At 64.6% G+C, this 12,073-nt stretch carries 13 protein-coding genes; 8 read left to right on the top strand and 5 right to left on the bottom strand.

The features are described 5' to 3' along the window. The 3 genes from JQ635_RS15700 to JQ635_RS15690 form a co-directional block, all read right to left on the bottom strand. The coding region (locus JQ635_RS15700) for a chemotaxis protein CheA (RefSeq protein ID WP_211410739.1) at positions 1 to 1,292 on the bottom strand (1,292 nt) is incomplete at its 3' end. A gap of 411 nt (positions 1,293 to 1,703) precedes the next feature. Further along, on the bottom strand, positions 1,704 to 2,123 hold the full coding sequence (locus JQ635_RS15695) for a response regulator (RefSeq protein ID WP_211410747.1): 420 nt from the start codon (positions 2,121 to 2,123) through the stop codon (positions 1,704 to 1,706). 76 nt (positions 2,124 to 2,199) lie between these two features. Beyond that, positions 2,200 to 2,412, bottom strand: coding sequence for a hypothetical protein (locus tag JQ635_RS15690; protein ID WP_211410738.1), 213 nt, complete (start codon positions 2,410 to 2,412; stop codon positions 2,200 to 2,202). Positions 2,413 to 2,643: 231 nt separating this feature from the next. On the opposite strand from JQ635_RS15690, the gene JQ635_RS15685 reads away from it, so the two are divergent. The 4 genes from JQ635_RS15685 (at position 2,644) to JQ635_RS15670 (ending at position 5,110) form a co-directional block, all read left to right on the top strand. Continuing rightward, positions 2,644 to 3,354, top strand: coding sequence for a Crp/Fnr family transcriptional regulator (locus JQ635_RS15685; RefSeq protein WP_211410737.1), 711 nt, complete (start codon positions 2,644 to 2,646; stop codon positions 3,352 to 3,354). A gap of 191 nt (positions 3,355 to 3,545) precedes the next feature. Continuing rightward, positions 3,546 to 4,244, top strand: coding sequence for a Crp/Fnr family transcriptional regulator (locus JQ635_RS15680; RefSeq protein ID WP_211410736.1), 699 nt, complete (start codon positions 3,546 to 3,548; stop codon positions 4,242 to 4,244). A 144-nt stretch (positions 4,245 to 4,388) separates the two neighbouring features. Continuing rightward, the gene (locus JQ635_RS15675; RefSeq protein WP_211410735.1) at positions 4,389 to 4,766 is read left to right on the top strand and encodes an Hpt domain-containing protein; all 378 of its coding nucleotides are present in this window, start codon (positions 4,389 to 4,391) and stop codon (positions 4,764 to 4,766) included. 95 nt (positions 4,767 to 4,861) lie between these two features. Continuing rightward, entirely contained in the window at positions 4,862 to 5,110 is a 249-nt protein-coding gene (locus tag JQ635_RS15670; protein ID WP_211410734.1) for a hypothetical protein, read from the top strand. 53 nt (positions 5,111 to 5,163) lie between these two features. On the opposite strand, the gene JQ635_RS15665 is transcribed toward JQ635_RS15670, so the two are convergent. Beyond that, positions 5,164 to 5,787 (bottom strand): helix-turn-helix domain-containing protein, encoded by a 624-nt coding sequence (locus tag JQ635_RS15665; protein WP_211410733.1) that lies wholly within the window; start codon positions 5,785 to 5,787, stop codon positions 5,164 to 5,166. A 339-nt stretch (positions 5,788 to 6,126) separates the two neighbouring features. Between JQ635_RS15665 and JQ635_RS15660 the strand changes: the two genes are divergently transcribed. The 3 genes from JQ635_RS15660 (at position 6,127) to JQ635_RS15650 (ending at position 9,673) form a co-directional block, all read left to right on the top strand. Beyond that, positions 6,127 to 7,290: a hypothetical protein gene (locus JQ635_RS15660; RefSeq protein ID WP_211410732.1), complete on the top strand. Its 1,164-nt coding sequence runs from the start codon at positions 6,127 to 6,129 to the stop codon at positions 7,288 to 7,290. A 457-nt stretch (positions 7,291 to 7,747) separates the two neighbouring features. Beyond that, entirely contained in the window at positions 7,748 to 8,173 is a 426-nt protein-coding gene (locus JQ635_RS15655; RefSeq protein ID WP_211410731.1) for a hypothetical protein, read from the top strand. Between the two features lie 285 nt (positions 8,174 to 8,458). Then, positions 8,459 to 9,673: an EAL domain-containing response regulator gene (locus JQ635_RS15650; RefSeq protein ID WP_211410730.1), complete on the top strand. Its 1,215-nt coding sequence runs from the start codon at positions 8,459 to 8,461 to the stop codon at positions 9,671 to 9,673. Positions 9,674 to 9,683: 10 nt separating this feature from the next. Here JQ635_RS15650 and JQ635_RS15645 read toward each other — a convergent pair whose 3' ends face one another. After that, on the bottom strand, positions 9,684 to 10,544 hold the full coding sequence (locus JQ635_RS15645; RefSeq protein WP_211410729.1) for a DMT family transporter: 861 nt from the start codon (positions 10,542 to 10,544) through the stop codon (positions 9,684 to 9,686). A gap of 158 nt (positions 10,545 to 10,702) precedes the next feature. Here JQ635_RS15645 and JQ635_RS15640 point away from each other — a divergent pair, with 158 nt between their 5' ends. Further along, positions 10,703 to 12,061, top strand: a complete 1,359-nt coding sequence (locus tag JQ635_RS15640) for a PLP-dependent aminotransferase family protein (protein WP_433996565.1) — start codon at positions 10,703 to 10,705, stop codon at positions 12,059 to 12,061. Positions 12,062 to 12,073 lie beyond the last annotated feature (12 nt).

The following is a 12,073-nucleotide window of genomic DNA, read 5'->3' as shown; positions in this document are numbered from 1 at the left end:
TTCTCCAGCTCAGCCTCGGTGACGAGACCTGAGGAGATGGCCTTGGCCTTGATCTTCTCGGTGTTGAGGCCGCGGCCGTTGTCGGCGATGCAGATGATGATGTGGCCGCCCTCGTGATAGGCGGACAGGCGGATGGTGCCCTGCTCGCCCTTGCCGCTGGCCAAGCGCTCGGCGGGGGTCTCGAGGCCATGATCGGCGGAGTTGCGCACCATGTGGGTGAGCGGGTCCTTGATCAAATCGAGCACCTGACGGTCGAGCTCGGTGTCGGCGCCGTGCATCTCCAATTCGATCTGCTTGCCGAGTTCGCTCGACAGGTCGCGGACGATGCGGGGCAGCTTCTGCCAGGCATTGCCGATCGGCTGCATGCGCGTCTTCATGACGCCTTCCTGCAGCTCGGCGGTGACGTTGGAGAGGCGCTGCAGCGGCACCTTGAACTCGGTGTCCTCGTTGCGGCGGGAGATCTCCAGCAGCTGGTTGCGGGTCAAGACCAGCTCGGAGACCATGGTCATCAGATGCTCCAGCGTATCCACGTTGACGCGGATCGACTGGTTGGCGATGCGGTCGCCCTCGACGGCGGTCTCGTCGGCCATCGACTTCTTCGGCGCGGCCTTCTCCTTGGCGGGCTTTGCAGCTTCCTTCGCGGCGGGCGCCGGAGCCTCGGCAGCGGGGGCGGGCTCAGCCTTGGCTTCGGCTTTCGCGACGGGCGCGGGGACCGGCGCCTCGATCGCGGTCTCGCGGAAGGCGCGCTCGAGCTCGTCGAGCGAGACCTCGCCGGGGCGCAAGGGGCGCTCCAGGGTCTGGTCGATCAGCGAGCCCGTGGTCATCTCCTTGGCGGGCGCGGCGGCAACAGGCGCTTCCGGCGCCAGCGGCGGAGCGTCGGCAACAGGAGCAGCAGCGCCGGCGGCCATTGCGGCCATGCCCTGCTCGACCATCGCTTCCAGCTTGTCGATGAGATCGCGGTCGGTACCCTCGGGCTCGGCCTCGGTTGCCTCTAAGCCGGCCAGAATCTCCTTGATGCGGTCGATCGAGGACAGGATCACCGTCACCGCTTCGGCGGTCACAGGCATGCCGTCGCGGAATTTGCCCATCAGCGTCTCGCCGGCATGCGCCAGCGCTTCGAGCCGCGGCAGGCCGAGGAAGCCGCACGTACCCTTGATGGTGTGGACCAGGCGGAAGATGTTATCCAGGATCTTGGCGTTGTTCGGCTCCTGCTCGAACTTCACCAGCTGATTGTCGACGGTGTCCAGGCTCTCGCTGGTCTCCGTCAAAAACTCCCGCAACAGATCATCCATGGGGTACGCCTTACTGAGCTGGACTTCGACGCCTGAGCCGCGCCTGGAGTTCGGCGGAAGTCTTCGCTTTGGATCGTTAGACAACCCCTTTCACGGTCCCGTTAATTTCATCCTCCGTGCTAATACGGATATTGAAGAGAAGTTTGCTGTTCGGCCGCGCGCGGCAACGCTTTTCGGCAAAACCGGCACCGCGCCGTGACGGCAATTAACGTTGGGTAAACGTGCCGGGAGAGGCGGCTCGATGCGCGCGAAAAAATGCTGGTTGTGAAGGACGATAGGCGCAGCGCGCGTGAAATCCACGGCGATCGCGGATGCCCAGTTGGCCATCGCGTCGCGATCTGTCGCGATCCGCAAGATCCGCATTTAGAGTAAACGAATGCTTACCCCGCCGCCGATGCAACCGGCGCCGCGCTAACCGAGGCGCGCGGCCGCGGCGACATCGTCGGGACGGTGCTCCGCGAGGCAATCGTTGATGGCGGCGAGCAGCGCATGCGGCGTGAACGGCTTGCGCAGACAGCGTGCCGCGCCGAGCTCGAGCGCCATCCGGAGGAAGTCAGGAGCGGGTGAGTTCAGATTTGCGAATGCGTAGCCGGACATCGCGATCAGCGGAATGGCAGGCGCGCGCTCGTGGAAGACCCTGATCGATTCGAAACCGCGCATGTGCGGCATGAAGATGTCGACGATCATCAGATCGAACTGTTCGTGTTCGAGAGCCCGCAGTCCTGCTTCACCTCCTTCGGCAATCGTCACTCGAAAATGGTTGCGCTGGAGATAGACCTCCATGGCCATGCACACCATCGGGTCGTCGTCGACAACGAGAATATGGCGCAGACATTCTGTCCCCGTTTGAATTTCCCGCTTCGGCGATTCAAGAATTGAACCGTGGGACACGCCGTTCTCCTCTGGTTTAGATCGAAATATTGACGGTTGCGAACGCCGGTGGCGGAGCCAGGAAAAAGGCGACGACGGACGCGAAATATGTGGCGGCGTCATTGAAGGGCGCGAAGCAATCGCTGGCGATTAATGTGAGTTGGTGGGCAAGGGAGGCGGCGCGGATCGCCCGACGTCCGATGGCATTGGCAACGCAATGTGTGCCGCCGACCGAAAGCTTCCGGCTCATCGAGGCCCCCCTGCCGGTTCTTCCCGACTGGCGCCGTTGGATTGCACGCCAGCCGCGTGCGCGAATCAGCACGCAACTCTTATTTCCGCCGCGAATGCGCCGGCGTGTCTGCCCCCTAACGGGTATATAGACACTCCCACAACCTCTAGAATAGGATTTGTTTGCCGTGCAACTGAGTGACGGAAGGGCGCGGCTCCGATCGTGGCTTGAACGCATTGGAATTGATTCTGCATGACCGTGAGTGGCCGCCCGCCCAACCAGATGCTGCAAATGCTCGACGCGGCAGATTTCGATCGGCTGCGCCCCCATCTGGCGACAGTCGAAATGGTCAGGGAATCTGTCCTGGGCGAGGCCGGCGCCGCGCTGAGATACGTCTACTTCCCGCATGGCGGTTCCGTTTCAATCTCGGTGAGCTTGTCCGAAGGACAGACGATCGAGGTCGCGATGCTGGGACGCGACAGCGTCGTCGGCAGCGGCGCGGCGCTTGCCGACGGCATCGCACCGACGGACGCGGTCGTGCTGTTCCCCGGCACTGCATCTACACTGGAAGTCGCCGCATTCCGGACCATCGCCGCCGCAAGCCTGTCGTTTCGAAACCTGATGGTGCGTCATGAGCAGGTGCTGCTTGCGCATGCGCAGCAGTCGTTGCTCTGCAACACGCTGCATCCGGTCGAAGCGCGGCTGGCGCGCTGGCTATTGCGAGCCCGCGACCTGTCCGACAGCGCAAGCCTCCCGCTGACACAGGAAGCGCTGGCGCAGATGATGGGCGTCCGGCGCAACGCCATTTCCATGGTCGCGCATGCGCTGCAGCTGGCCGGCATCATTCGCTACACCCGCGGGCAGATCGAAATCCTCGATCTGGCTGCGCTGAAGGCGACATCCTGCGACTGCTACTCGACGGTCAAGGCGTCGCATTCGCGCCTGCTCGGAGCACCGCAGTGAAGCGAGCTGAAGCGCGGCCATCTGCATGCCGCGGTGAACACAGCGCCGCAGGCACGATCGCTGCCCCCGGACAACTTGTCCCAATTGCCAATATATCCCGACGTGAACATGATGGAACTTACCCGCGTCGGGAGCAATTTCGCTTGCCGCGGCTCAATCGATGCAGGAGACGGGAGGCAGCTTTGGAAACGATGGTGCGCCCATCCAACGGTTTCCTGTCCGCGCTGTCGGCGGACGACTATGACCTGCTCCGCCCATACCTGCGCACGATCGAGCTGCCGCATGAGGCCGTGCTGGTCGAGGCCGGCGAGACGCTCACGCGCGCTTACTTTCCGCACCGCGGCGTCATCTCGCTGGTGGTGAAGCTCGCCAAGGGCGAGCATGTGCAGGTCGCCATGATCGGCCGCGACAGCGTGCTTGGTGCGCTGTCGGCCATGGGCGATGCATGCGCACTGAATACGGCGATCGTGCTGGTTCCCGGCACCGCATCCGTGATGGACCTCGACCGGCTGCGCGCCGCGACCGACCAGAGCGGAACCCTGCGCACCTTGCTCACGCGCCACGGGCTGGCAGTCTACGCACAGGTCCAGCAGACTGCGGGCTGCAACGCCACCCATCCGGTGGAAGCGCGGCTGTCGCGCTGCCTGTTGCACACCCATGATCTGTCCGGCGACTACCGGCTGCTGCTGACCCAGGAGGCGATGGCGCAGATGATCGGAGCGCGGCGCAACAGCGTGTCGCTGGTCGCCAACAGCTTGCAGCATGCCAATTTCATCCACTACAGCCGCGGGCACATCCAGATCCTGAACCTGGACGGCCTGCGCCAGACGGCGTGCGAGTGCTACGCCACCGTGAAGGCCCAGTACGACCGGCTGCTCGGCCAGCCCTGAGCGGCACGTGGTAAACCTGGGACTAACGGCGGCCGGCAAACACCTTCCGTCCTGCTACCGGAACTGAAATTCAAATGCCCTAGACACGGGGCGAGCCGCGCCGCATGCGCCGCGCGACCAACGAACCGTGACCAGGGCGAGACCATGTTTGACGTGACCGTTGCCCCCGCGCAGGGAACCTTCGATTTCGAGCCCGCGCGCGAGCCGGGCGCGTACGCGGCGCTGGTGCGCGAGATCGGCGAGGACGGCGCCGGTGAAGTGCGCGCCGTGTTCTGGAGCGAGACCAGCGCACGCCTGCAGCTGTTCCGCAGGCTTTTGCTGGCGCAGCAGCACGGCAAGATCGCGCGCGAGGCGCATTCGCTGAAGAGCGCGGCCGGGACGTTCGGCTATGTCAGGCTCGCGGCGCTGGCGCTGCGACTGGAGAGGACCGCAGAGACGCTCGGCGATGCCGAATTCCGCGATCTCCTAGAGCAGATGGACGCCGCCTACGAAGCCGCGCGCGCGCAGGAGCCGCAAGGCTAAAGCGCGGGCTAAACCCGCCGTACTTCTACGGTTTGTGATTTTTAGAGATGGCTAATCATAGGTAGCGATAGTCGCGGGAAACCAGGAGGGTTTCCATGTTCACCTATGAGACTGCGGACCAGAAGGAGGTCCGTCGCTTCCGCATCGCCCAGTTCAACGGCCGGATGGCGACCGTGAAATCCGGCGAGTCGACGGTGACTGGCTTCGTGCGCTCGGTGCTGGAGCAGGAATCGAGCATCCCTCCGCGCTGGACCATCACGATCATCCCGAACGCGCCGAAGGAAGAGCTCAAGCCGCTGCGGCCCACATCGCGCGCGCGTCCCTTCGCTGAAGATTATTTCTGACCGCGATCGGGCTTCTCCCGTGTCGCCGCCCGCGGCGGCGCAAGACAGGAACCTCAATCGATCGAATGCAGCAGTGCCGCGCGGACGAGATCCGCGGTGTTGCGCGCACCGAGCTTGCGCATCGCCTCGGCGCGATGGCTCTCGAACGTGCGCGGACTGATCTGCATCCGAAGCGCACCCTGCTTGTTCGAATAGCCCTCGCTGATCAGGCGCAGCACCTCGCGTTCGCGCTTGGTCAGCCGCTTCTGGCCCGACAAGCCCACCAGTTCGGCGCTCGGCACGCGCTGGGCTTGCTGTGCGCGGAGGGCGTTCGGTTCTGCGTCTTCGATCCGGGACGGAATCGGCAAGGCACCCTTGTGGGGACCGGCAAGCTGCTTGACCAGGCCGCAGACGCGCTCGGTCTGCGTCAGCGCATTCTCCACCACCCGCTGCAGATAGGCGCGGTCGGCCGTGACCGGCGCGAGCTGATCGCTGTGATGCTTGATCTCGCCCATGTAGAGCAGGAGCGCAGTCAGGGGCCCGTTGAGCTCGCGGGCGATGGCGGCCGCCATTTCGTCGGCCGCTTTGGCCCGGGCGGCGTTCAGGCGGACGAAATCGAGCTCTTCAGCTGGAGCGGTGCTGCTTTCGTACCATTCCGACGGCCGCGAATCGGCGGCCGTATCATTCTGTGACCCCATGTGACCTGTTTAGCGGAACCGGGACCGGTCTGTGGTTAACTTTTTGCTCCGTAAGACTACGGTGATTTTGTCAGTTTTGCGCTAAAACCTCGACATCGGCACAATTTATGCTTGCGCGAGGCTTGCCTCAACCACGCAAGGGTTGAGAACTTCGCCCAAATCCCCGCCAAACAGGCCGAAGTCTCCTCGATCGGCCACCCCGGCCGGCCGCCCGGGCCCCCGGATTTTACGGATTAATTAACGGCGACTTGCTTCTCTAGGTCACGATTGAGAGCGCGCAAATGCCTCCATGCATTGGGCCGGTAGGCCTGCTGGAATCGTTGCGGAAGATTGCGTGCCATGAACGAGATCGATCGGCTGTCGGAATTCCTGCAGAGGCTGACGCCGCTGTCGCGCAGCTGTCTGCTCAGCGAGCTCGAGCGACTCGAGCTGTGCGGCATCGACATGCCCGGCTCGACCGAGGTCCAGGCTCGCCTGCGCGCCGAATTTCGCAAGGACGGATCGACCCAGGCGCGCGCCACCAGCCCCTCGCGCTATTTCTTCGCGCCGCTCGAGCTCTTGCTGATCGACGGCGCGCCCGAGCATGCCAATGCGGGACGCATTTCGCGCAACACCCTCACCCCGATCTGGGAGTGGATCTGCCGCGACCTGCTGCCGACCATGGCGCGCGACTACATCAAGGCGATCAACGACCAGGTCGCCGCCAACAACCCGAAGGAAGTGCAGAAGATCGCATCGAACTTCCAGACCAAGGTCATCAAGGTGCTCGAGAACACCCTCGCCTCGCAGGAGAGCACCGAGCTCGCCCGCGGCAAGCTCGCGCAATACACGGCCTCGCGCACCGCCTTCGACGACGTGAGGAAGATGCAGCATGTGCTGCGCGCCGGCGACGCGCTGCCGAAGTTCAACGAAAAGCTGCCGGAGAAGATCGCGAAATTCGACGACGGCCGGGTCGCGCAGATTACCGCACAGCTCGATGCCTTCAAGAAATCTCACCCGGATGCGCTGCCCTTTGCGCTGGCGCTGGTGGCTCGGCGGTTGAAGACGTCCTGGCAATTGGTACGTCTTGCCACCAAGGCCGCCGCGAGCAAGGCCGCGGCCGACGTCGCCGCCACGCCCTACGCCTGCGTCGTGCCCATGGTGCTCGACCGGCTCGACGACAAGCGCCTCGCGCTCAGGGTCGCGCTCCGGCACAACCGGGTGCTGGTCGCCCGCGACCTGCTCGCCGAGATCTACGACACCGAATATGCGCTCAAGGTCCGCATCGACGGTCTCGAGGCCAGCGAATGGGGCATCCGCCTCCAGCAATTGATGGACGCGATCGCGGCGCTGGTGTCCGCCGAGGTGAGCCGCTTCCCGGACAATGTCGGCCACGTCCTCGGCTCGCGCCGGCTGCGCAGCCACGACACGCTCGGCGGCAAGCTCTCCTATCTCGCCTGGAAGGGGCGCGACGCCGTGCAGGACGGCGCGGCGGCGTTTCGCAAATTGATCGGGCAGACCTAAAGCGCGATGAGATTTGGATGAATCGTCATCGCGCTTCAGGTTGCTGTTTACGCATGATCTTTCCGGAAAACCGCTTCGCACTTTTCCGGATCATGCTTTAGATCGGGGTTCGGCCGCGAAGGGCCACGTTGCGTAGCGCGGCTAACGCGACAGGCACAGGAAGCGATCCATAAATCGCCCCGACAGCACGAACCTGAACCACCAATACATCATTCGCCGCATCGACATAGCTGTAATCCTAAGCACAGCCCACCACCGGCTGAGCGGAGCAATAGCGCAGATGCGGCAGTCCACATGTGATGTGTTTCACATTCGCGCCGTCACGCTCGCGCGCATTGTCGCAGAACCGTCACGAGCGAAGACGAAACATGCGCGCATCGCGCGAAAATGAGTTCGTCGGCCATGCCATCGCTCCTATTCTCCGGTGCATCGCACGAGCATTGGGAAGGAATCCGCGATGAGGTCGAACCGACGGATGTTGACGATGGCTGCCCTGCTGACGGTCGCGTTGGCGCTGACATCGACGACGATGGCACAGACGTCGCCGCCGCAGGGCGATGCGGCGCCAACCGCGGACAATGCGGTGCTGCTCACCATCTTCTTCAAGCACGACCAGTCGCGTCCCTTGAGCGAATTGAATGCGCAGCTCGACAAGCAGGGCTTCCGCAAGGCGTTTCCGCCACCCGGCGTCGAGGTCGTGAGCTGGTACGTGATGATGGGCATCGGCCAGGTCGTCACGCTGCGCCTGCCGGCCTCGCGGCTGCGCGAGGTCAATCGCGTCGTCGAAGACACCGCGTGGGGTCCCTACCGCACCGAGTTCTATCCGACCTACGACTACAAGGCGGTCGGGATGGCTCAACACGACAAGGCCACAAGCAATTGAGGCGTCCATTATTCAATTGGGCGAAACGCGAACGGCTTCGTCCTATTGCAGGACACCGGCCTCACGCCGGCAACGAGCCGCATCATTCGAGATTCTTCCACGATGACGGCGTCACGCAGCCGTCATGTGCGGCCAGACGTAAAAACTTCTCCAACGAGATCTGAACAATTTTAGACGTGGTGCGCGCTTTAACGTTACCCAGATAATTCAACAATCGGCTGAAGCTCTCCATATTTGAAACTGCTCCCGTCGCTAACACCGGTCGCGGAACGGGAGTGGTTTGCGATGAACGATAAAATTGTTGAGCTCGCCGGACGAAGGCCCAAAACCTTCGGGCGGCGAAAGATGACGCCGCGCGCTTGCGTCGCCGACAGCAAGCGCCATTTGCGCGCCTTCATGAGCGAGGTTCTGGAGGACCTCGGCTTCGTCACCAGCGAGTGCGCCAGCCCCGATGAGCTGCAGGCGATGCTGACCAATGAGCTGCCGGACCTGATCCTGCTCGGCATCGCCGCCGACGGCATCGAGCCCGGAAAATTCCTGGAGATATTGGTGCGCGAGGCCTTCGACGGCAAGGTCCTCGCCGTCGGCGCGCGCGAGTCGATCATCGTCAGGGCCGTGCAGCAGGTCGGTGAGGAATATGGCCTTGCGATGCTGCCGCCGCTGACCACGCCCTTCGCCGCGGAGACGCTGCGCGAGCGCGTGGCGATGCTGCTGCCGGAGGAGCCGGCGCCGAGCCCGGCCGTGCATGTCGGTGAGGCCCTGCATGCCGGCTGGCTCGAGCTGTGGTACCAGCCCAAGATCGACGCGAGGACGCTGATCCGCAGCGGCGCCGAAGCGCTGGTGCGGATGCGGCATCCGACCTGGGGCGTGGTGCCGCCCGCCTATTTCATTCCCGAAGCGGACGATCCGCATCTGCGCAGCCTGTCGGAATTCGTGATCGAGCGCGCCGTGCAGGACTGGCACTATCTGCTGGAGCGGCAGGGCCCGGTCGATCTCTCGATCAACCTGCCGGCCTCCTACCTGAAGGAGCCGCAGGCCGTGCGCGATCTGTGCCGCCGCGTGCCGACGCATCCGGCCTTCGGCGGACTGACGATCGAGATCGACAGCGAGGAGGCGATCCGCGACCTCGATCTCCTCGTCGAGGTCGCCCGCGAAGTGCGCCTGCACAATATCGGCCTGTCGATCGCCAATCTCGGCGCCAACTGGCCCTCGCTGATGGACCTTGGCAAGATCCCCTTCATCAAGCTGCAGGCCGACCGGCACTTCGTCACCGGCAGCGGCGATGACCGGCTGAAGCGGACGGTGTGCCGCCATATCGTCGAGCTTGCACAGGGCTACGGTGTCGGCGCCATCGCCGAAGGCGTCGAGAGCCGCGCCGACCTCGTCGCCGCGAACGAGCTCGGCTTCGAGCTCGTGCAGGGTTTTCTGTTCGGCAAGCCGATGCCGCTGAAGAAATTCGCAAAGAGCGCGCAGGCGCGAACGGTGATGGGACAGGCGTGATGCTGCGGCCTCAGGCAAACCGCCGCGCGAAGAAGACGCAGACGACCACGAGCGCGGTCGCGGCGATCATGCTCCAGGCGACCGGCTCGTGCAGCAGGAAGCCGGCGAGTGCGAGGCCGAAGAACGGCTGCAGCTGCTGCAACTGACCGACGCGGGCGATGCCGCCAATGGCAAGCCCGCGGTACCAGAAGATGAAGCCGACAAACATGCTGAAGACGGAGACGTAGGCGAGCCCGATCCAGGCGGGCGCGTCAACGCCGCTCCATGCCGGCGGCCAGGTCAGGACCACGACCGGCACCATCAGCGGCAGCGCCAGCAGCAGCGCCCAGGAGATCACCTGCCAGCCGCCGAGGCGGCGCGACAGTACGGCGCCTTCGGCATAGCCGAGCCCGCACAGCACGATCGCCGCGATCATCAGGAGATCGCCAATGAGCGAGGCGGAGCCGTCGCCGGAGAGGGTAAAGGCGGCCACCGTGGCGCTGCCGAGGATTGCGAACAGCCAGAACAGCGGCTTTGGCCGCTCGCCGCCGCGCAGCACGGCGAAGATGGCGGTCGACAGCGGCAGCAGGCCGACGAAGACGATCGAATGCGCGGAGGTGATGTGCTGGAGCGCGAGCGCGGTCAGCAAGGGGAATCCGACCACGACACCGATCGAGACGATGGCGAGCGAAGCGAGATCGCGCCGCTCCGGCCGCGATTGACGGATCAGGAAGAGCACGGCCGCACCGATCAGCGTGGCAATGACTGCGCGCGCCGACGTCAGGAACAGCGCGGAGAAGCCGCCGACGGCCACGCGCGTCGCCGGCAGCGAGCCGCTGAAGATGATGACGCCGAGAAGCCCGTTGCCCCAGCCACTGCCCGCCGATTGCATGTCCACCTCTTTTTCTGGACGACGATCTTCGGCCTTCCGCGCTGGCAAGGACAGCGACAATGCAGTACAATTTTTTCGAACTGTATGGATATGGAAGGTCATACACTTTGGACGGCGCGCCAACCAAAGGTCGCAACGGAACGCGGACGAGCGATGTGATGAGCGCGATCCGCGCCAGGGTCGCCGGCCGCGCGCTCGGTGCCGGCGACCGGCTGCCATCGATCCGGGGTCTCGCCGCGACGATGGGCGTTTCACCCTCCACGGTGGTGGAAGCCTATGACCGCCTGGCGGCCGAGGGCTTGATCCGCGCCCGCCGCGGCTCAGGCTTCTATGTTTCGCCGAGTGTCATGCCGCCGCTGGCGTTGACCGAAGACGAGCCGCGCCGCGACCGCGCGGTCGATCCGTTCTGGGTGTCCAGGCAATCGCTCGATGCCGACGAGAGTGTGCTCAAGCCCGGCTGCGGCTGGCTGCCGCCGGACTGGATGCCGGAGGACGCCTTGCGCCGCGCCGCGCGCGCTCTTGCCCGCACGGATGCGAGCGTCTTGACCAATTACGGCTCGACATCCGGCTCGCCCGCCCTGCGCCGGCTATTGCTGAAGCGGCTGGCCGAAGATGAGATCGAGGCCTCGATCAACCAGCTGATGCTGACGGGCTCGGGCACGCAGGCAACCGACCTGATCTGCCGCTTCCTGCTCCGCCCCGGCGACACGGTGCTGGTCGACGATCCCTGCTATTTCAATTTTCGCGCGCTGCTGCGGGCGCATCAGGCGAAGATCATCAGCGTGCCATACACGCCGTCGGGCCCGGACATCGCAAGCTTCGAGCAGATCCTCGCCAGCGAGCGGCCGCGGCTCTACATCACCAATTCAGCGCTGCACAACCCGACCGGCGCAACGCTCTCGCTGCAGACCGCGCACCGGCTTCTGACGGCGGCCGCCGCGCATGATCTCACCATCATCGAGGACGATATCTTTGGCGATTTCGAGCCGGAGCGCTCGCCGCGCCTCGCCGCGCTCGACGGGCTCAATCGCGTGATCCGCATCGGCAGCTTCTCCAAGACGCTGTCGGCCTCGGTGCGCTGCGGCTACATCGCGGGACGAGCGGACTGGATCGAGCAATTGGTCGACCTCCAGGTCGCGACCAGCTTTGGCGGCCCGAGCCCGGTTGCGACCGAACTCATCGCCAACGTGCTGGCCGGCGGCAGCTATCGCAAGCACATGGACGAGCTCAGGCAGAGGCTCACACGCACGCGCCGCGACATCGCGCGAAAACTTCAGGCCCTTGGCATCGAGCCCTGGTTGATGCCGCGCGGCGGCTTGTTCCTCTGGTGCCGCCTCGCGGGCGGGCAGGACGCCTCACAGGTCGCGCGGGCGGCGCTCAAGGACAACGTGGTGCTGGCGCCCGGCAACGTGTTCAGCGTGTCACAGACCGCCTCGAGCTTCATGCGGTTCAACGTGGCGCACATGAACGAACCGCGCATGTGGGACGTGCTGCGGCGGGCGCTGAAGGCGGCATGAGGATTATCGCCC

The sequence above is a fragment of the Bradyrhizobium iriomotense genome (assembly GCF_018130765.1).
In the GTDB taxonomy this organism is placed as follows: domain Bacteria; phylum Pseudomonadota; class Alphaproteobacteria; order Rhizobiales; family Xanthobacteraceae; genus Bradyrhizobium; species Bradyrhizobium iriomotense_A.
This window is presented reverse-complemented; position numbering and strand designations above follow the sequence as displayed.